The organism is Spirosoma lacussanchae, assembly GCF_005870035.1.
Taxonomy (GTDB): domain Bacteria; phylum Bacteroidota; class Bacteroidia; order Cytophagales; family Spirosomataceae; genus Spirosoma; species Spirosoma lacussanchae.
In genome coordinates this window covers 102519-123559 of the sequence record NZ_SWJG01000003.1, presented here as the reverse complement: position 1 = coordinate 123559, position 21041 = coordinate 102519, and the positions used below count along the sequence as shown (strand labels likewise).

The 21041-nt window shown below is 57.7% G+C and carries 16 protein-coding genes; 4 read left to right on the top strand and 12 right to left on the bottom strand.

All coding sequences use genetic code 11. The features are described from left to right. The first annotated feature begins 9 nt into the window (after nt 1–9). On the top strand, nt 10–3240 hold the full coding sequence (locus FBR45_RS13765; protein ID WP_246082235.1) for a sensor histidine kinase: 3231 nt from the start codon (nt 10–12) through the stop codon (nt 3238–3240). Nucleotides 3241–3242: 2 nt separating this feature from the next. Here FBR45_RS13765 and FBR45_RS13760 read toward each other — a convergent pair whose 3' ends face one another. The 3 genes from FBR45_RS13760 to FBR45_RS13750 form a co-directional block, all read right to left on the bottom strand. Then, nucleotides 3243–3764, bottom strand: coding sequence for a 3'-5' exonuclease (locus tag FBR45_RS13760; protein ID WP_138503308.1), 522 nt, complete (start codon nt 3762–3764; stop codon nt 3243–3245). A gap of 72 nt (nt 3765–3836) precedes the next feature. Continuing rightward, nucleotides 3837–5348 carry a S41 family peptidase gene (locus tag FBR45_RS13755; protein WP_138503306.1) on the bottom strand — a complete coding sequence of 504 codons (1512 nt, stop codon included), beginning with the start codon at nt 5346–5348 and terminating at the stop codon, nt 3837–3839. Between the two features lie 106 nt (nt 5349–5454). Beyond that, on the bottom strand, nt 5455–5910 hold the full coding sequence (locus FBR45_RS13750) for an ABA4-like family protein (protein ID WP_138503304.1): 456 nt from the start codon (nt 5908–5910) through the stop codon (nt 5455–5457). Between the two features lie 72 nt (nt 5911–5982). On the opposite strand from FBR45_RS13750, the gene FBR45_RS13745 reads away from it, so the two are divergent. Beyond that, nucleotides 5983–7689, top strand: a complete 1707-nt coding sequence (locus tag FBR45_RS13745; protein WP_138503302.1) for an FAD-binding domain-containing protein — start codon at nt 5983–5985, stop codon at nt 7687–7689. Here the strand turns inward: FBR45_RS13745 and FBR45_RS13740 are convergent. Further along, nucleotides 7634–8701, bottom strand: a complete 1068-nt coding sequence (locus FBR45_RS13740; RefSeq protein ID WP_171044892.1) for a serine hydrolase — start codon at nt 8699–8701, stop codon at nt 7634–7636. The genes FBR45_RS13745 and FBR45_RS13740 overlap by 56 nt on opposite strands. Nucleotides 8702–8942: 241 nt before the next feature. Here FBR45_RS13740 and prmA point away from each other — a divergent pair, with 241 nt between their 5' ends. Both prmA and FBR45_RS13730 read left to right on the top strand, forming a co-directional pair. Then, nucleotides 8943–9773: a 50S ribosomal protein L11 methyltransferase gene (gene prmA / locus FBR45_RS13735; protein ID WP_138503298.1), complete on the top strand. Its 831-nt coding sequence runs from the start codon at nt 8943–8945 to the stop codon at nt 9771–9773. A gap of 114 nt (nt 9774–9887) precedes the next feature. After that, a complete protein-coding gene (locus FBR45_RS13730) occupies nt 9888–14927 on the top strand; it encodes a hypothetical protein (RefSeq protein ID WP_171044891.1) in 5040 nt (1679 codons plus the stop codon). Nucleotides 14928–15031: 104 nt separating this feature from the next. On the opposite strand, the gene FBR45_RS13725 is transcribed toward FBR45_RS13730, so the two are convergent. From FBR45_RS13725 to FBR45_RS13690, 8 genes are all read right to left on the bottom strand, one after another. Further along, the gene (locus FBR45_RS13725) at nt 15032–15433 is read right to left on the bottom strand and encodes a T9SS type A sorting domain-containing protein (RefSeq protein ID WP_138503294.1); all 402 of its coding nucleotides are present in this window, start codon (nt 15431–15433) and stop codon (nt 15032–15034) included. Between the two features lie 205 nt (nt 15434–15638). Further along, nucleotides 15639–16313 carry an outer membrane beta-barrel protein gene (locus FBR45_RS13720; RefSeq protein ID WP_138503292.1) on the bottom strand — a complete coding sequence of 225 codons (675 nt, stop codon included), beginning with the start codon at nt 16311–16313 and terminating at the stop codon, nt 15639–15641. Between the two features lie 150 nt (nt 16314–16463). Next, nucleotides 16464–17057, bottom strand: a complete 594-nt coding sequence (locus tag FBR45_RS13715; protein ID WP_138503289.1) for a hypothetical protein — start codon at nt 17055–17057, stop codon at nt 16464–16466. Nucleotides 17058–17288: 231 nt separating this feature from the next. Continuing rightward, nucleotides 17289–17690: a T9SS type A sorting domain-containing protein gene (locus FBR45_RS13710; RefSeq protein ID WP_138503287.1), complete on the bottom strand. Its 402-nt coding sequence runs from the start codon at nt 17688–17690 to the stop codon at nt 17289–17291. Nucleotides 17691–17956: 266 nt separating this feature from the next. Continuing rightward, the gene (locus FBR45_RS13705; RefSeq protein ID WP_138503285.1) at nt 17957–18343 is read right to left on the bottom strand and encodes a DUF983 domain-containing protein; all 387 of its coding nucleotides are present in this window, start codon (nt 18341–18343) and stop codon (nt 17957–17959) included. A 127-nt stretch (nt 18344–18470) separates the two neighbouring features. Then, entirely contained in the window at nt 18471–19340 is an 870-nt protein-coding gene (locus tag FBR45_RS13700; protein WP_138503283.1) for a helix-turn-helix domain-containing protein, read from the bottom strand. A 22-nt stretch (nt 19341–19362) separates the two neighbouring features. After that, nucleotides 19363–20238 (bottom strand): hypothetical protein, encoded by an 876-nt coding sequence (locus FBR45_RS13695; RefSeq protein WP_138503281.1) that lies wholly within the window; start codon nt 20236–20238, stop codon nt 19363–19365. A 237-nt stretch (nt 20239–20475) separates the two neighbouring features. After that, nucleotides 20476–20877, bottom strand: a complete 402-nt coding sequence (locus tag FBR45_RS13690) for a T9SS type A sorting domain-containing protein (protein ID WP_138503279.1) — start codon at nt 20875–20877, stop codon at nt 20476–20478. Between the last annotated feature and the right edge of the window lie 164 nt (nt 20878–21041).

The window sequence follows — 21041 nt, the reverse complement described above, 5'->3', positions numbered from 1 at the left end:
TCCTTCCTCATGTTACGATTATCGGCTGGCACTCTGATTGGCCTGATGTACCTATGGTGCGTCCTGACGGGTCAGGTGTTGGCACAGGCGGCAGGCGGAACCAATCAGGTTCATTTTCGGGTCGACCATATCAGTGTCGACGACGGGCTGACTCAGGGCTCAGTGTATTACATGCTCAAGGACAGCCGGGGGTTTTTATGGCTCGGCACCCAGGACGGTCTGAACCGCTACGACGGACATCGCTTCCGAACCTACCGTCCCGCCCTCGACGAGCGCGGCACCCCGCTGCCCGGCACCCTGCGCGGAGTCAATATCTTCGGCATCATCGAAGCCCCCAACGGCGACCTGTGGGTTGGTACCGAAGCCGGCCTGAACCGCTACGACCGGCGCTGCGACCGGTTCGAGTTCATGAATTCGCCGGGCAAACAGCTCATCGCCAGCCGTACCCTGCCTTTTTTTGTCGACACCACCAGCCTGCTGTACCTCAGCGACCGCGAGGGGCTGGTGCATTTCGATTACCAGACCCGGCAGCGAACGGTGCTGGACCCCAGCCTGCATCCGACCAAAGAGTATGATCTGCAAAGCTCAACCGTTCGCACACCCGAGGGCGACATCTGGCTGCACGAACCCAAAGGCCTGCTCCGCTACAACCTGCGAACCCGCTTGTATACGCGCTATTTCAGCGACCGCCCCGGCAATAAACTCGGGTCTGTACAGGCCGTTTTCTCTTTTCTGATCGACAAAGACAGCGTAGCCTGGATCGGAACCGCCCAGGGGCTGATTCGACTCGACTACCGGCATAATACGTTCCAGACCTACGAAACGGCAGGTGCCAAACCGATCAGTGCCATCTACAGCATCAGCGCCGATCAGCGGGGGCGGCTCTGGCTTGGTACCCAGCGCGATGGTGTGCTGTATTTCGACAAGCGGTCGCGGTTGTTTGGCCGGGTGAACGGTTCGCTCGACAACGCCCGCCCGCTCACCGATTTCAAGATCACCAAACTGTACGTCGACGATCTCGGCATCGTCTGGGCCAATGTCGACCCAGACGGGCTGGCGCGTATCGTTCCCGATGCGTTTCAGTTCAGCGGCCTGATCAAACGGCTGGCCGTACCTACCCTTCCCCCCGATCAGACTCTGAGCAACTACACGATCCGGGGGTTCCTGGAAGAACGCTTCGACCGGCTCTGGATCGCTACCGAAAACGGCATCGAGGTACTCAATCCACAAACGAACCGCATTGTTCAACGCTATCTGACCAATATAGGCCGGAACGATCTGCCGGTAAACACCTTCGTAAAATGCCTCTACCGCGACCCGCAACGCCGGATCTGGGTAGGCACCACCGGTGGCGTGATGGCCTATAAACCCCAGAGCCAGACCTTTGACCCGATCCGGTTCGAACCGACAACGAGCCTGGTAGCCGGCAACTACGCCCGAAACCTGGTCAGCGTGGCCGACTCCCTGCTGATTGCCGCTACCGAAGACGGCATGTACGCGCTCAACACCATCCGGAAACGCTGGAGCCGGGTAACTCACCTGGCCGGGCAAAACATCTTTAGCTTCTGGTACGATGCGCCAGTGCGCCAGCTCTGGATCGGTACGTACCTCAACGGTTATTTCTGCTACCAGCTCCCGTCGGCAAAACCCGGTGCCGGACCGGTCAACCCGCTGGCCTGGCGACTGATCCGGACTGGTCTGAACGGCTATACTATTCTGCACATCCGGCCCGGTCCGAACGGCAAAACCCTCTGGCTGGCGTCTGACCGGGGGCTCGTAGCGCTCAAGCCCCATACGGGCCGTTTTCAGCTGTATGCCGAACCGCAGGGGCTGGCTAACTCATTCGTGTATGGCTCCCTGACCGATGTTCAGAATCACATCTGGCTCAGCACCAACCGGGGGCTGTCGCGGATCGATCCGGCTACGCAGACCGTCAAGAACTTTACGCCCGCCGACGGCATTCAGGGCTATGAGTTCAACGGAAACGCGTTCGTACGCGCGGCCAACGGCGACATGTATTTTGGTGGGGTCAACGGCTTCAACCGCTTTCAGCCCGATCTGTTTCGCAGCAGTTTTTTCAATCCACTGGTTCATATTTATTCGTTTTCCGTCAACGAAATGCCCCTGGCTGCTTACGCCTATGTGGATGAAGTAAACCGGATTGACCTGACCCACGATCAGAACACTCTCTCGCTGGAGTTTGCCGCGCTCGACTACGTCAGCAACGGCCGCAACACCTACCAGTACCAGCTGAGTGGATACGATGAAAAATGGGTATCGGCGGGCGAGCGCAACTACGTCCGGTATGCCAACCTGCCCCCCGGCGACTATACCTTTCAGGTGAAAGCCGCCAACCGCGACGGCCACTGGAGCAACCACGTCCGGAAACTGGCCATTCACATCAGCCCTCCTTTCTGGCTACGGTGGCCATTCGTGCTGCTGATGAGCCTGCTGGCCGCGCTGCTGATGCTGGGCTGGATTCGACGGCGCGAAAACGCCATCCGCACCCAGCAGGCCGAACGGCTCCGGCTGGCGTACGATATTCAGGAACAGGTTAAGAAAGATATTGCCCGCGACCTGCACGACGAGATCGGCACCCGGCTGGCTACGATCAAACTGTACACGACCCAGCTTACGCAGCAGGTCGGCGAAACGCCGGGTATCTTATCCCTGAAAACCACCATTTTCAGCCTGATCAACGACACCATCGGCGACATTCGGAACCTGCTTCGCAAGCTGAATCCGAAAACCCTGGAGCAACATGGTTACCTGCCTGCTATAGAGGAGTTGATCAACCGGATCAACGCCAGTGGTATCGTACAGGCGCAGCTCCTGCTCGATCCGTCGACGGATGGCTCCCGCCCCAATGCGGTACTAACCAACCGGTTGCCGACCGACGTAGAAGTGATGTTATACCGAATTACGCAGGAGCTGCTCAGCAACTCGCTCAAGCACGCCAATGCCCGCTACATTGCGCTGCGGGTCCATCAGTCGCAGCACATGGTGACACTGGTTTATACAGACGACGGCAACGGGTTCGATTACGACGCCATCCAGCAGAAAGGAAACGGCCTGGGTTTGGGCAGTATTGAGTCGAGGGTGGCGCTTCTGAACGGGAAGATTGACTGGCAGACGCAGCCGGGCAAGGGCCTCAGCGTAACCATTACGATTCCGATCGGGGCCTTACCCAGTCGGCGACTCTACCAAACGCTGATTAACTTATCGGGGCTGGAAAATTAGGTTTACTTCACCCGCGGAATCAGGCCGTTTTTGTCGTGCTGAAGCAGCATCTCGAACAGCAGTACCGTGGCAGCCGCATCGCCCTGGGCGCGGTGGCGGCCGTTGAGCGGAATCTCCAGCGCCTGACAGAGTTTGCCGAGGCTGTAGGAAGCGTGGCCGGGAATCAGTTTGCGGCTGGTCCGAACGGTGCAGAGCGTACGCCGGAAATAATCGTACCCCAGCCAGCTCAGCTCTTTTTTGATAAAATTGAAATCGAAGGAGACATTGTGAGCCACAAACACGGCGTCCTGCGTGATGCGGAGCACGTCGGCAGCCACATCGGCAAAGACCGGAGCGTCGGCAACCATTTCGTCAGAAATACCGGTCAGGTGACGAATAAACGGCGGAATCGGGCAGCCGGGGTTCAGCAACGAGTGAAATGAATCAACTACCTGCTGGCCATCGTGGCGAAAGATCGCGATTTCAGTAAGTCGGGACGGTCCGTTTATACCCCCGGTGGTTTCAACGTCGACAATGCAATACACGGGTTAAAGATAGGCTTTTTTCGCGAAACAAGGATCGCTCAGCTCAGCTACCCGTGGCGGTGTCTTCACACCTTAGCGCGATGCCTGCAGGGGGCGGGTTTTGAGAGCGGGCTTGTCGAGGCCGGGGCGGACAACGACGCCATCGCGGATAAGCCGGAGGGTGTAGTCGAGGATGTAATCCCGGTTAGTCATCAGGTCGTCGTAGGAGCGGGTTACTACAAAATCGGGCTCTACGGTAAAGCCATTGGCCCGGCCGGGGTCAACAGCATGGTACAGCTTTTTGAGCGGAATACGAACCTGTATGCGTGAATTGGGTAGCGTAACGGTTTTGAAATGGCCCGCAAAATCACCCCAGTAGGCGCTGCCGCTGGCCTCCCCGACAAACGTACCCAGACCGGCATCCAGCGTTTTGGCCAGCACCGAGGTCGTGGCCGAGAACGATGCACCGTTCATCAGGAAATAGAGGTTGCCGCGAAAAGCCAGCCGCTGGCGGGGCCGGAACCGCTTGTGGCCCGACCGGCTGGCAAAACCACCCCGCTTATCCTGACGGTAGCGCAGGCTGAAGTTCAGCGCCGACAGCGGATTCCAGCGGGTAACGAGTTCGGCACGGGCCGCCCGCTTCATTTCTTCGTGCTGCATAATGGTAAACGGCTTCGGCATCCAGTAGCGCAGCAACCGGGCCGAGTTCAGCACGATGCCTCCGCCGTTGCCCTGCATATCGACGATCAGGTTCTGCACATTATCCTTCCGCAGCTGCCGAAACGCTTTTTTCAGCTCGCGGTTAAACGCCAGCTGCAGCGGGTCCGTTTTTTTCAGGCCCATGAACGTCGACACACGCAGTACGGCCGTCTGGGTCAGGGTGTCAACGATGCGGACGGACAGGTTGGGCCGGTTGCTGATCTCGTGGCGGTAGCGTTTGTGGAGTACAGCCCGGAAGCCGTTCAGCGTGGGGCAGCGCAGGCTGGTATGCCGGATCAGGGTATCGTCGGGAAAGCGGTAGGCGATCCGGATGGAATCGGCCGAACCGTACCAGGCCGCGTAATAGTCGGCAAACTGTACCAGACTCCACTGTCGGCGACCGGTCAGGTTATCGCCGTCGGAGCCGGAATGGTCGGCATTCATCAGCTCCCGGTGCAGATCAGCCACGGGCCGGCCGTTGATGGTGAGCAGTTCGGTACCGCGCCGAAGCGTGGTATCGGGCGATACGTTATGGCTGATGAAATACTGATCGCCAACGGGCCGGATGTAGAATGGAATGAACCGGGTTGAGCGGCCAATGTATGCTTTGCGGTGGTTGAGGTTGGTATGCCCGTCTTTGATGGCCGTAACGAGCGGACTAACGTGCCGGTAGAACGCCAGATAGTCCATGGGGTCGGTCAGGCGGTTATAGAGCGAATCGTACAACTGCTCCATGCGGGCTTCGGACGTGTAATACCCCATGCCGGGATGCAGCATATCGAGCTTCCGCTTCAGAAACGTCAGGTCAGCGTGGGTTTGCGCGGGGGTTAGTAGCTGGGCGGGGGCCGTCAGGCGGCCAAATACAACAAGTACGCTTACAATCAGAATAACTCGGCCAATCTTCATCACTTGCAGTCACGGTATAAACTGACCCTCACAAGCCAGGCGTTATTTGTAAGGTGAAGATAAAATCAACCACAACTAATTGCAAGCATTTTTGTTCAAAACCCTATTAAAATTTTGTATCCGATAGATTAGGCAGAAATAAACGCAGCAGACCGTACAGCAGGAGCCCGACTGGCCCGAGCAGAAAACAGAAAAACAGGCAGGGAATCAGCCACCCGTGCGCGATGCCCCGCTCCTGCCCGTCACGCAGCACGTAGCTCCCCGCCACCAGATCGAAAGCCAGGTAGTGAATCCAGCTGGCCAGCACAGCCTCTTTGGCGCCCGTAAACAACGCCTGCACCCCGGCCAGCGTCGAAAACGCCTGCAGATCGAAGCCCGGCCCGCCACCGGCCGGGGGCGAACTGTTGAACAGCCAGTAGATATACATGACCCCGAGCGTCATCGGAATGGGTAGCATCCGCGCCAGCATCTGGGTAACGCGCCAGCGGGGCGCAACGATCATCAGAACCCACTGGGGCAGCACCAGCAGATTCGCATATTGAAAAGCAGCTTCGGGGGTCATAGACGGGCTTGGTTTTGGTTCAGTGAAGCTAAACAAATTAGCCATACAGATGCTTGTATCAGGCCCGGCAGTATGAATACTAAACCAGCCATCAACGTCCTCTGGCTCAAGCGCGACCTGCGCCTGCGCGACCACGCTCCGCTGGCGGCCGCCCTCTCGGCCAACCGCCCGCTGCTGGCGCTGTACTGCTTTGAGCCAACGGTCATGGCCGACCCCAACTACGACGAGCGCCACTGGCGGTTTGTCTACGAATGCCTGACCGACCTGAATCAGCAGCTACGGGCCTGGCAGCCGACCCCGGCGGCTCCACTCGTTCACGAATGGCTTCCCTTCACGTTCGATGACGAACTGGCCGGGGCCGTAGAAGCCGGTCCGCCCCAACTCTGGGTTTTCTTTCGCGATGCGCCCGATGTGCTGCGGGCGTTGCTGACCCACTATCGGATCGAGACGCTTTTTTCGCACGAGGAAACCGGCCTGCGGGTTACCTACGAGCGCGACAAAGCCATTACGGCGCTGTGTGGGCAGCACGGCATCCGCTGGCAGGAGTTTCCCAGCAATGGTGTTATCCGCCCTCTGCGCAACCGCGAAAGCTGGGCCGACGACTGGCAGCGAACCATGCGCGCCCCCCAGCAACAGCCCGACCTTAGCCGCTGGCAACCGGCCCGGCTGTCGGTCGACTGGTACAATGCCGAGCGGGGCCCGTCTCTTCCCGATGCCTGGAGTCAGCCCAACCCGCTGTTCCAGCCCGGTGGTGAACATAACGCGCACCGCTACCTGAACAGCTTCCTCAACGACCGGATTACCCAATACGCCCGTTCCATCTCGAAACCCCTCGACAGCCGTCGGGGCTGCAGTCGGCTGTCGCCGTATATAGCCTGGGGTTGTCTGAGTATCCGGCAGGTATTTCAGGCGCAGCTGGCGGCCGCCAAACAGCCACCGGTGCCCGGTCTGGGCCGACAGTACGGGGCGTTTGCGTCGCGGCTGCGATGGCACTGTCATTTTATTCAGAAGTTCGAAAGCGAGGACCGGATCGAGTTCGAGAACGTGAACCGGGCGTTCGATGCCATTCGGAAGAACAGCAATCCAGCCCATTACGCAGCCTGGCGCGATGGCCGTACAGGCTACCCGCTGGTCGATGCCTGCATGCGGTGCCTGGCTGCTACGGGCTACATTAATTTCCGGATGCGGGCCATGCTAACGTCGTTTTTGACTCATCATCTGCTGCAGCACTGGCAGGAAGGCGGATGGCATCTGGCCCGACTCTACACCGACTTCGAGCCGGGTATTCACTACGCCCAGATTCAGATGCAGGCGGGCATGACCGGCACCAATACGGTTCGGATTTACAACCCCGTCAAACAATCGCAGGATCACGACCCGGAGGGTGTGTTCATTAAACAGTGGGTACCCGAACTGGCCAACTGCCCGGTGGCCTACATCCACGAACCCTGGACCATGCCGTTGCTGGAGCAGACCATGTACCATTTCCAGGTCGGCGTCGATTACCCCGCTCCGATCGTCAACATCGCTGAAACCGCCCGCCACGCCCGCACCGAGCTACACCAGCCCCGCCAGACCGACATCGGTAAAGCCGAGCAGGCCCGCATCCTGAAAACCCACAGCATTCCGAAACCACCGGCCGCGCCGAAGCCCAAAAAGTCCCGCTCTTCCGCTGGCAAGCAAGCCCGTAAACCATCGGCCCAGCCGCCAGTGCCCAACCTTCTTAGCGCAGCAGCGCCTGCACCGTCGGCCGATACCGGCGCGTCTGGATACAATTGATCAGGAACGTGTTCAGATTCTTCTGCAGCAGCGCATTTTCGCTGGGTGTCAGGTTGTTGAAAAACACGACCAGCTCTGATCGGTTACCGGCTTTATCGGTAGCGTAGAGCGCATTGGTCAGCACAAAGGCCGTGGAGCCTCCCTTCATGCCAATATGTTCGTAGACCTGCCGGTTACCGGGGTTGACCGCAAACGGCCATTCCATTATCTGATCGAGCAGCGCCTGCACCGCGGGCTCGAAATAAACCCGGCGATTGAGTTTCTGCATAATGGAGGTGTACTCGCGGGCGGTCGAGGCCGTGAGTCGGTCAGACCACGCTTTCTGCAACTCCAGATCAGGAAAGATAAACTGCTTCCGGAGCGAGCTGTCGGCATCAGCTTTGAGTTGTGCGTGCAGGGTCATACTCTGCGCTTCGTAGTCACGGCTCTTCATGGCGCGCAGCCGCGCCAGCGTAGCGGCCTTGTCGGTAGTGGAGTACAGCAGCAGCGGGGCTACCATCGGCAGAACCGGCTCGTGTTTGGGCAGCTTCAGGCTGCGCCGGTTAGCATTGACGGCCCTGAAGCCGAGCCGGTCGGAGAGGTACTCGGTATTGGCGTTACTGCTGTACCGGATCATGCCTTTAGCCGCGTCGAGCAGCGTGACCCGACCGTTCTGTATCGCCTGCCGGGCCGTCAGTTCTGCTTTCCAGGCGGGTTGAGCGCCCCCATCGGTATTGGGCAGGTAATACCGGTCGATATCGCTCAGCAGGACCAGCTCATCGGCGCGTATTTTTCCGGCGGCTGCCTGCCAGGCAAATTCGATAGCCACCATGATTTTGACGGTGCTGGCCAGTGGAAACAGCTGATCGGCCCGCAGGCTCACCAGTGTGGTATCGTTGCGCACCAGCATCACCGCCGACCGCTCCGGATTGGCCCGGATAAACGCCACCACCGGGTCGTCGGCGACGGGTTGGGGCTGGGCGGGCGGGTAGCTGCCCAGCAGCCAGACGAGCGGTACAAGCAAACTGATCATAGTGAATGCGGGAGACGGGTATGTGCTGGGCAAAGATATCAGCTCTGTCAATCGACTCTTCTTCCATCGGATAACCGGTGTCAGGTCAGGATTTACGGAAAAAGCCCCTCTACCAACAGCGGGCCTTAGGGCCCGCTCCCATAAGAAACGGCGGCCCCTCATAACGAACATCTGCTTCGTACAGTAGTCAGTATACCAAAGGGCAGGCTAACCGGCTTGCCTTTTTTTGTTACTTTGAGGTATGAATTATATAGAACTGCAACTGACGGTTTCGCCCGACTATACCGACATCCTGACCGCCGAGCTGGCCGAGCTGGGATATGAATCATTCGTAGAAACCGACGAGGGGCTGAATGCCTACATTACCGAAGATGAATTTACCGAAACACCGGTTGGGGAAATAGTCGCAAAATACGCCGATCAAACGGCAATAGCCTATACGTTCAGTTCGTTAGAAAAACGAAACTGGAACGCCGAGTGGGAGCGCGATTACGAGCCGATAGAAGTTGCTGACCAGGTTCGGGTCCGGGCGTCCTTTCATTCATTGGACGCCCGGTTTCGTTACGACATCGTGATCAACCCCAAAATGTCGTTCGGAACGGGCCACCACGAAACCACGGCCATGATGCTCCAGCAGCAACTCAGCCTTGATTTTGTCGGGAAAACCGTCCTCGATGTCGGCAGCGGCACGGGCATTCTGGCTATTCTGGCGGCCAAAATGGGCGCCCGGTCGGCCTTGGCGTTCGACATTGAAGAATGGGCCGTTGAAAACGCCCGCGAGAACGCCCAGCTGAACGACTGTCCGCAGGTTACCGTGTTTCAGGGAACCATTGCCGACGTTGACCCTACCCATCGCTACGAGATTATTTTGGCTAACATCAACCGCAATGTGCTGCTGGCTGAAATACCGACCTACGTACAGCGGCTAACCCCCGGCGGGCACCTGCTGGTCAGCGGTTTTTACGAACATGACGCCCCTGATATCGAGCAGAAAGCCCATGAAACGAATTTAATCACAAAAGATCGGCTCGTTAAAAATCAATGGACCTGTCTGTCGTTTTATAAACAGTGAACAAAAGTCGTGCTGACGCACGACTAGTCCATGGGCGCCACGAACCGCCGTGAAGAACAGATTCATAGAGACATCGATACACAGTACGCTGGACCGGCACCGGTCTTATAGATGATGAAACGCTGCGTTTACCTTATTCTGCTTCTGACCGCACCCCTGGCTACGTTTGCCCAGGCCGTGCGTATTTCCGACAAGCCCGATCAGTTCATGACCGACGTACAGAAACTGATGGCCACGGGCGGACCGGCAGCCGTACGCGCGGGCACGAACCTGCAAACGCTCTGGTCCGAAAACCGACTGTCGGCGGGTCAGCAGGAACGGGTCATGGCCCTTAGCCGCCGGATGAATCAGAAACGATTACAGGCCGCTACCCACTTTGCGCCGTTCTACGACGCCCTCTATCATGCCGTTTATACCCAGCAGCCCGCCCTGTCGGCCAGCGGTATCGACGGTATGCTGACGGTGGTCGAAAAACTGTTCGAGACAACTGACACCCGCACCCTGGCCCGTACCCTCGAAACCACCCGCCGGTTTCTGGAACGGCGCGAACTCTACAGCGGCAACGTCAATAAGCTGGCTACCCAGGGCGGCACCTTCCAGTTTCGGTACATAGACAGCGCTCCCGTCAGCACCACCTCGGGCGCCCCGGCCACGCCGGCCGACTCGCTGGCCCTGGCGCAGGCAGCCGCCGAGCGGTCAAGGTTCGACGGCTGGGACGATCCCATCTCGCCCGATTCTACCCAGCCGCGTCAGCTGGGGCCGCGGTATATTCCGCAGCGCCGACCCATTCCGACCGTATCGGGAGCGGTCATCACCCTCACGGGCGCGTCGCTGGCGATGATTGCCAATGGTGATTCGGCGGTGCTGGCCAACACCAGTGGTGACCTGCTGCTGAAAGAAGGTATTTTTGTCGGCAAAGGGGGCAAGTTCAGCTGGGAAACGGCCGGGCGGCCCGACATCTTCGTCACCCTGGCCGACTATTCGCTGGTGGCCATGAACCCGCGCCTGCAGGCCGACGACGTTACGCTGACCTACGAGCAGGCGAAACCAATCAAAGGCACATTTGAGTATGTCAGCAAAAAACGCAGCGGTCCGGCGGTGTACCCGCGTTTCCTGTCGTGGGAAAACAACGTGACTATTCCCGGTCTCGGCACCGACATCGACTACCGGGGCGGGCTGGCGCTGGCCGGAGCCCAGATGGTCGGCTCGTCGGCCAGCGGACAACCGGCGCTGCTGATCGTTAAACACAATGGCAAGCCCGCCTTCAAAGCCAGCAGCCGCCGGTTCGACTTCCGCGACTCGACCATTACGGCCCAGGCCGCTGCGTTTGTGGGCTATATCGAGACTGACTCCATCACGCACCCGGCCGTCCAGTTTCGTTTCGACAAAACGCAGCGGGTGGCCTGGCTGAACCGGCCCGACCGTACCGAGTACATGCGCGTACCCTACGCCGACTCGTACCATAAATTCTATATCCAGCCCGAGGTGATGCGCTGGGACGTGCTGCGCCGGAAAGTCGACTTTTACCAGGTCGGTGCCAAACGCGAGGTGCCCGTCCGGTTCGAATCGTTCGATTACTTTCAGCCCCAGCGCTATGCCGACCTGACCCTCGATTACGGTTTCCACCCGCTGCAGATCGTGGCGAACTACGTGTCGACCAAAAAACAGCAGAGCTTCTTCGACGACGATATCATTCAGTTTGCCAAAGGGAACCCCAAAGCCAGTCCGACGGCCCTGCGGGGGGCACTGAACCGGATGGTGCTGGAAGACTACCTCGACCGCGACGCCAGCGGTATGCTCCGGCTGAGTCGGAAGGGCGTGCTATACGTGCTGGCCTACACCAACAAACGCGACTACGACAACTTCCAGATCCAGTCGACCTTTGCCTCGAACGACAGCACCAAAAACGCCACCATCAACCTCGACGACAAGATCATGACCATTCGGGGGGTCGACCGCTTCACCCTGTCCGACTCGCTGAAGATTTTCGGGGTTCCGTCCGACAAAACTATCCGCGTGGGCAAAGGCCGGGCCTTCACGCTCAACGGCCAGCTCAAAGCCGGTACACTGCGCTACGCGGGTCGCGACATGCGGTTCGACTACGACAAGTTTGCCATGAACCTCAACAAGATCGACTCCATCACGTTCTCGTCGCAGAAACTGGCGGCTCAGGGCAAAGACGGCGAAGTAGGGGGCGATATCAAGTACGAGAATCCGGGCACGGTATTTCTGGGCAGCGCCGAAAACAAATCGGGCAAGATCAAAGGCAAGAAAACCACCCAGCGACTCGTGATGCCGCAGGGTATGACGGTCTATTTCGATCAGCCGGTGCGGGGTAATCTGGTCTATAACCGGAAAGTTTATTTCAAAATACCAGCCATTGACAACGACAGCATCGGCAAGGGCGACATTTCTTTCATGGGTACGTTCTACTCCGACGGCATCTTTCCGCCCTTCAAAGCCGAGCTGAAAACCATGCCCGACAATACGCTGGGCTTCGTTCAGAAACCACCCGCCACAGGCTATCCGGTCTACGGCAGCAAATCGACCGTAAAGCTCACCAGCGATATCGTCATGGACAAGAGCGGACTTCGCGCCGAGGGTGTGCTCAATCATTTGACGGCCAGCCTCAACACCCAGGGCATTCTGTTCATGACCGACTCGCTGCTGGCGTCGGGCGAGAAAGGCGAGGTTAAGGAAGGGCTGGTTGGTAAAGCCTACTTTCCGCAGGTGCAGCTCAATAACTTCAGCCTCAAATGGTGGCCTAAAGCCGACAGCATGGTCATCACGACCCAGAAGAACAACTTCAATTTCTACGGCGCCACTACCAATCTGGACGGTAGCCTCGTGATGCGGTCGGTGGGTCTGTTCGGCAACGGCACCCTGCGCCGGAAAGACTCCGAAGCCATCTCGAACAGCATCAAATTCAACAAAGAAGGGTTCATTGCCGACAACGCCAAATTCACGATCACCTCAGACAAGGAAGGCAACAAACCCATTCTGGTCGGCAACAGCGTAGACGTGGATTTCAACCAGACAAAGGGCCTTGTTGGGCTGGCCATCAACAAACAGCAACAGAGCATCAGCGACACGCTCAGTTCGAGCATCGAGTTTCCGTTTGCAGCCTACAAGACCAGCATCAACAAGGCGCAGTGGAACATCAACGGCAAAACCATTGCCATGAAAGCTGGTCCCACGGCCGGCGACGTGAAAAGTTCGGTCTTTACCGCCACCGGCGACGAGCAGGAAGGGCTGACCTTTAACGGTGCCGCGGCCCTCTACGACGTGGAGAAGATGGTGCTCAACATCAGCGGGGTGCCGTACGTTACCTCGGCCGACGCCCGTATTTACCCCGACAAAGGGCTGGTCACCATCCGGCGCAACGGCGAAATGCTGGCCCTCAAAAACGCCCGGCTCGAGCTGGATACGGTCAGCCTGTTCCACAAACTCAAGAACGGCAATATCCAGATCGTGTCGCGAACGCGCTTTGCGGGCGATGCCAGCTATCAGTTTGCTACGATGAAGGGCGATACGGCCATTATCAAAATGCAAAGCTTCGAGCTGAAGGAGGCCCCGGCCGTGGCCGGTGCTTCATTGACGGCCGACACCAAAAAACCGGCGCGCGGTAAACGAAACGCAGCCAGCACCAAAGCGGCCGCGACCTACTTTACGGTAGCGCGCGCCGAAGTCGACGAAGACGATAACCTGCAGCTGGCGCCCAAAATGCTGTACAAGGGGCTGATCACGATGCAGGCTCCTGAAAAAGATCTGGCGCTGGACGGCTATATCAAACCGGCCCTCAAAAAGCGAAAAAATCTGGTGGGCGACTGGCTGCCTTTCAAGGAAAAAGTAGCCGAGCGACTGGAGATCAAGGTCGATAAAAACCTGAAGAACGAAGGTGGGCAACCGCTCGTGGCCGGTATTCATTTCAGCGTGGGCGGTACCCTCTACCCCACCTTCCTCTCGCCCAAAGAAGACAACCGCGACCAGGATCTGTTTGCCGCCACCGGGGTGATGCGCTACGACGAAAAAGACAAGCTCTACCGGATTACCTCGGGTAGCCCCGACGAAGCCCAGGCCGTTGCCGACAGCACCAGCGACGAGGTAGAGAACGCCTTTACCTTCAACGATGCCCGTGGCCTGATGACCTACAAAGGCAAGCTGAACCTGCTCAACACCAGCCCGGCGCCCTACCTGCTGGCGGCCGGGTCGGCGCGGGTCAACATCGACAGTGCGCTCTATCGGTTCAATACCCTGCTGGCATTCACTTTCCCCATTCCCGAAACCGTGAGCAGCTCTATTGCGAGCAAGCTGATCACGACCAACCAGGACGAAAAAAACGACGAAGCTGCCGACGATGACCTGAACCGGCTGTCGGACAAGCTACTGCCGCTCATTGGCCAGCCCGCCGTCGATGCCTACCGGACCAAAGCCCAGAACCAGCACGTGCCGCTCAACCAGGCCTCGTCTAAACTGAACGCCATGCTCGTGCTGGCCAACGCCAACCTGCGCTGGTCCGATAAGTTCAACGCGTTCTACAGCATTGGCCGACTGGGTGTGTCGAATATGATGAGCGCCGACATTAACGCCCAGATGGACGGGTTTGTCGAAATCCGCAAGGGAGCCGCCGGCGACGAAGCCAGTATCTACCTCGAAGCCTCGCCCGATGTTTGGGTCTTCTACGACTATAAACCCGGCAACGGCCCGTCGGCACCGGGTCAGCTGGCCATCGTAACGTCGGAGCAGGAAATCAACGACCGGCTGCTGGCGGGTTCAAAAAATAGCAGTAAGGCCGCGCTGGAGCTGGTTCCGGCTACCGTTGATGAGAAGGAGCTGTTCGTTGACCGCTACCTCGACCAGTACAAGACCCGGCCCAAAGCAGCCCCCCGCCCGAAAACCCAGCCGAAAGCCGCCACCCCAACCATTGCCGCCACGCCCGCCGTCGATCCGAACGACGAAACGGTAGAGCCCGCAGCCGAACCGGAAGTCGCACCGGCCGCTACCAAACCCGGCACAAAAGCGAAGGCGGCAACCAAAAAGGGAAAAGCCGGGGCCTTACCGCCCGCAGCCAAGCCCGCGCCCAAAGTGGCGAAAGAGACGCCGAAGCCTGCCGAGAAGAAGAAAGACAAAGAAGACGAACGCGAAGGTTTCTAACAGCAACAGCCCATCTGCACCGTGCGGATGGGCTGTCTGGTTAAGGGAGAGGAAGGTAAGAGGTATTATCGGTTGCCCGGCCGGGCCGGTTGGGTTACTCTCGTTTAGTTCATAGCGATCCGGCGGGTGCTTTCCGTGGGCTGGGCCGTGGCAATCGTCAGGGCGTGGCTCGTCGTCTCTACCCCGTTGCTGATCAGCAAGGTGTACGAGCCGTCGGGCAGACTACTCACGTCCAAACGACGACGTACCTGCTGCTGGCGCTTGCCCACCTGCTCCTGGTAGACCTCCTGACCCTGGCTGTTGACCAGCCGGATGGTGACTTTGCCTCCCAGCTGCTTGTCCAGGCCGATCTGCACTTTGCCTTCGGCTGTGGTGTAGACCCCGCTCTGGTAGCTGGCTACGTTGGCGGGGCGGGTAGGGCGGGTGATGGGGTTGGCGCTGGCCGGAGCCACACTGGCAACGGTGAGAGACAGGGCAAGGGCGAAGGCGGTGATGAGCGTTTTCATGACTAGTGGTGTTTATGAGGTTGGTGATTTGTGGCTGTTTTGATGAATCAAAGGTCGCCACCACCCCGCCCCGGCTCTGTCACAAATGAGTCAACTCCTGCCACTTTTGGGAAATAACCGAAAACCACAGCCGAATTGCTGGTTCAATACCGGTCTCAGCCTTGATCCGGCGACCCGTCTAAGCCCTTATTCATAGCTGCTTGGGTTAGCGACGTTTAGTAAACTGGTAGCCAATCATAGCGCGCACGCCTTCATACCCCGTGTTGAAAGAAAACGATTGATTCTGGGCAGCTATAGCCCGATTGAGAGAGGTCATGGTTTGCTCCCATGTCGTTGTCAGACTCCAGCGATCGAGCCGTATAGCCATCCCGGCCGCATAGGCTAACGAAAACCGGTTTAAACTTTCGAAAACAGCCCTGCGGTACGGATCAGCAACGTTTTGATCCCGCGAACCATACCAATTCAACGAAGGCGTAAGCCCACCAAAAACGTCCAGGTGCAGAGCCGATCTGTTGCCAACCTGAAACCCGGCGTATACCGGCAGCTCTATCTGACGAAGCCCCAGCCCAACCCCCGGTATCGCTTCGTCGGGAGCAGGCAGATCAGGACGTGTATCCGTAAACTGGACGCCCATATGCTGATTTGAGAATCGTAGACCGGCCTGCCCGAAGAAAGCGCCAGCCGTTGAAAACCGAGCATTTGTTCCAATTGAAAAACCCGTGGGATCTACCGGCTTCAAGACGGTCAGCTTATACCGATGCAGCTGACTGCTACCGTACTGTCTGTAGCCAAATCCGCCAACCTCGGCGGCTATACCAATGCGCTGCGCCCGGGCAAATACGGGTAGCAGGAGCAACAAAATCAACCAGAATCGAGTCATAGCGGTCTTTTACTGACGTTTTATTCCCAACCTGCTTTGCCCATCCCCGCAAGTGCAGTTCGTCTAATGGGGGAAGCCCGGAGTCTGGTCCGGCTGGGTGCTGTCTGTGATGGGTTGTTCAACGAACTACGGTTTCGGCCGCAACAGTGATTACAAAGCCGACTGCTTCAGCGTTACTGCCATGTTGTTGTACCGCAGAAGCCCCTTCCATTTTCCAGTCAGCCTATACCGTTGACCTGTTGTCGTATTCTCTACCATTCCGTCGAATGAACAGGTAAGTTGGTACGCATCGATCTGACGACTGATATCAATGCGGGATCGGGGCGGAACGTTTATATCTATCGTACGGCCAGGGTCAGACACATACGGTTTTTGCTGCCGGGTAGTACTGAGCGGATACGTCTCGACCGTGTGGCCGAATAAACCATTGCCGTACCAGTGCTGCGGTACGCTTACGGCGAACGTGCTCAGGTCGATTTCTTCGGGTAACCGAACGGAGGAATCGATCATGAAATGGGATGTTTTAACCAATTCGCCAGGCTCTTCTTTAATCGACTGGGTAACCAGGCTGACTCCCGGATTCTGCACGCTTGCGCCTGTAAGCTGTATCGTTGTCGTATCAACATAATCGCCCTTGTCCAGAAAATACCGGATGTTCGTAAGCACGTACCGATGCGGGGTAGAGGCACCGGGAGCAACCGGTTCGGGTCTGGTGCAGCTACTCAGAAGAGCAGCAACGATCACAATCAAAAGCGGGTAGCAGCGCTGATGCGTTTGAGTCGACCTGATAACCATGTATGTCTATTGGATTGATAAAGTTAATTAAGCGCAAGAATCATACTTTATACTGGCTTTACCCAACAGGCGGGCAATAACCAGTGCTTTCTGTATGGCCGCGCTCCCATCAAAAAAGCGGTGCCAGCTTTTACTGACACCGCCTGGGTAAGTTGATGAGTACGTAATCAAACCGCCCGCTTAATTCATGGCGATCCGGCGGGTGCTTTCCGTGGGCTGGGCCGTGGCAATCGTCAGGGCGTGGCTCGTCGTCTCCACCCCGTTGCTGATCAGCAAGGTGTACGAGCCGTCGGGCAGATGGCTTACGTCCAAACGACGACGTACCTGCTGCTGGCGCTTGCCCACCTGCTCCTGATAGACCTCCTGACCCTGGCTGTTGACCAGCCGGATGGTGACTTTGCCTCCCGACTGCTTGTCCAGACCGATCTGCACTTTGCCTTCGGCTGTGGTGTAGACCCCGCTCTGGTAGCTGGCCACGCTGGCGGGGCGGGTAGGGCGGGTGATGGGGTTGGCGCTGGCCGGAGCGACACTGGCAACGGTGAGAGACAGGGCAAGGGCGAAGGCGGTGATGAGCGTTTTCATGACTAGTGGTGTTTATGAGGTTGGTGATTTGTGTCCGTTTTGATGAATCAAAGGTCGCCACCACCCCGCCCCCACGCTGTCACAAATGGGTCAATCCCTGCCACTTTTGGGAAACGAAGACCATACAGGCCCGTTCCGGGTCGATTCGCCGGTTTTTTACCGCCATTTTACGTCTACTGTGATCACTGTTCAGTCAATTGGTACTGCCCAAAAAAAGCCTGTACTTGTCATAAGCACAGGCTTTTTTCCGTTTCGGGTGGGTCGTCCTAGCTTAGTTTGCCCGGAGTCGGGTTCGGCAGGGGTTTGATGAAGATAGTCAGCCAGGTCCGGCGCGCCATCCGGAAGAAATAAGGCGTCAGTATAATCAGCGTAGGCACCAGCCCGACGAGGTAGTAGTTCAGATCGATTTTCAACCCGATTACGACAATAAAAAAGGTTAGTAGGGTCCAGATCGTGAAGAACGCGTAACTCACGAACATGGAGGCCCAGTAAAACCCCGGCTCAGGCATGAAATTCGTTCCGCAGTGCGGACAGTGGTCGTGCATCTGGTCAAAATGCCGGCTGAAGGCACTCTTCGTCACGAAGAAATCGCCCTCATGGCAACGCGGACATTTATTGAACAAAATACTGGTTAATCGGCTATCGGAAGACATGGCTATTGGCGTAGTTAGCGAGGCTGTCAGAGCGGTTATGGGCTCTTAATCAACCCCTATTGATAAGACAAAGGTACGCCCGCCCCTGGCCCGATGCCATGACAAATTAGCCCGGTTATGGTACAAATCAACGATGCTGGCGTATTGCCTGCCGGAACTCGGCGGGGGTCAGTCCGGCCTGCTTCCGAAAAAACCGGACGAAATACGACCCATCGTCGAAGCCGAGCTGGTACCCGATTTCCTTGACCGACCGGGTCGTATGCGTCAGCAGACGCTGGGCCTCGATCAGCAGGCGGTCGTAGAGTAGCTGACTGGCCGTTTTGTTCAGTACCTTTTTACAGATATGGTTGAGGTAGTTGGGGCTGACTCCCATCTGGTCGGCATAGGCGCTGACTTCGCGGGTACGGACAAACTGCGCTTCCAACAGCTCTTCATACTGCCGGATTCGGTCGTAGAGGTGCCCTTCTGTTCCGCTCAGCTGCTGGCCGTAAAGCCGGTTGGCCGACTCGAGCAGGATATGAACAAACGACAGAAATACCTCGGCCTGATGAGCCCGGCGCTGTTCGTATTCCTGATAGGCATAGGCAAACAATTCACTGAACAGAGCCGCCTGCTGACCAACCTCCAGCAGGGGCAGATGCTGGTAAGAATGATAAAACGGATATTGATAGAGCCGGTTTCCGAAGCGGGCCCGGAAAAAGCCCGGCTCGAAAAACAGGTTGAAACCCCGAATATCGGCCGACAGCTGCCAGCTATGCACCTGGCCCGGCGTCAGGAAGTACAGCTGGTGTCCGGTAACAGGATAGGTTTTGAAGTCGATCGTATGGGTGCCGCTGCCCTGGCTGATCCACATCAGCAGGTAGAACGTATGCGAATGCGGCTTGTCGATGCCTTTGAACTCCTGAACCAGTTTTTCGAGCCGGGTCATGTAGAAGAGCGTGTCAGGCTCATGACGCGGAAACGACTGAAGTTGATAAACAGGTACCGATGCAGACATGACAGACCGGGCGGGCCGGGGGTTACTGACCGTAGTAAAACTGGTGCTCTAACGTCCAGGGATCGTTGGGCGTCAGGCGAATAGAGCGGGCAGCAATCCGGCCAGCGGCATCGTAATCCAGTTTATATTCGCGCCGATACACCCCAAACTGGCCTTTGGTTTCGACCAGGTTACTGGCATAGCCCATATTAGACGGATCGAGGCCCGGAAAGTACAGCCCCGCGTAAGGATTGAGCTTATCGTCGTAAGTATACTCGGTAGCGTCGTCGAGCGTGCCCTGCCGGCTGAAGCGTTTGGTGCTGGCTGGCTTTCCCTGACTCCAGGTGGTTATTTGATAGCTGCTGTCGGCCAGGGTTGTCCGGCGGTTTGTCGCTACGCTGCCTGCTGCGTTGTACTGGTATTCGTCGACCTGTATAAGCCGATACAGCCCCTCGCCGTCTTTCAGCCGCTGGTAGTGCAGCACCTGACCGATCTGGTTTGCGCCGTTGTAGCGGTAGCGGATCACGTTCTGCGAATAGCTGGCGGGGCTCAGAGCCGACTGATTGGTGGCCCAATACACCTGAGCCAGCCGGTTTTGCTGGTAGACGCCCAGGTAGTACTCGTACCCAAAGACGGTGGGTTCCAGGCTGGCCAGCAGCCGCCCCTGCGCGTCGTAGGTGAATGTTTTCCGGGTCGGCTGGGTTCCGCGACTTACGGCAATGGGTTTGTTGGCCGGGCCACGGCCGTTGACGGCAATCTGGGTCACATCAGGGCGCTCGAACCGGGCCAGGGTGTCGGGCCTGGCAGTTAGTTCGGTAGCGGCAATGGCAACTGGCTGATCGGCTTCGGGCACCGAGCAGCTGGTCAAACCCAGCAGAATCACGGGCCACATAAGCACCTTACTGATTGTTGGTTGCATAGATACGTTGAGTCATGAAACGATAAAGCGATACGGATAGAACTACTGTGTTGCTAAAATCACAATAGCTGTCCTATCTACTAAACAGCAAAGAAAGTAAATCGGTTGATTATTCCGTGGTTGGCGCGGTAGTTTATAAAACAGGTCAGCCCCAGATACAGCCGTTGCGTTGGCTATATCCGGGGCTGATTCCGTGTTCAGGAAAGTGGATGGTAGAAGCGGAGCCGCGTCTGTTATTTAGTTCATGGCGATCCGGCGGGTGCTTTCCGTGGGCTGGGCCGTGGCAATCGTCAGGGCGTGGCTCGTCGTCTCCACCCCGTTGCTGATCAGCAAGGTGTACGAGCCGTCGGGCAGACGGCTCACGTCCAAACGACGACGTACCTGCTGCTGGCGCTTGCCTACCTGCTCCTGATAGACCTCCTGACCCTGGCTGTTGACCAGCCGGATGGTGACTTTGCCTCCCGACTGCTTGTCCAGACCGATCTGCACTTTGCCTTCGGCTGTGGTGTAGACCCCGCTCTGGTAGCTGGCCACGTTGGCGGGGCGGGTAGGGCGGGTGATGGGGTTGGCGCTGGCCGGAGCGACACTGGCAACGGTGAGAGACAGGGCAAGGGCGAAGGCGGTGATGAGCGTTTTCATGACTAGCGGTGTTTATGAGGTTGGTGATTTGTGTCCGTTTTGATGAATCAAAGGTCGCCACCACCCCGCCCCCACGCTGTCACAAATGGGTCAATCCCTGCCACTTTTGGGAAAACTACCCCATACACCCGCCTGAAGGCGCCAACCAGCCCCGAAAAAGCCGC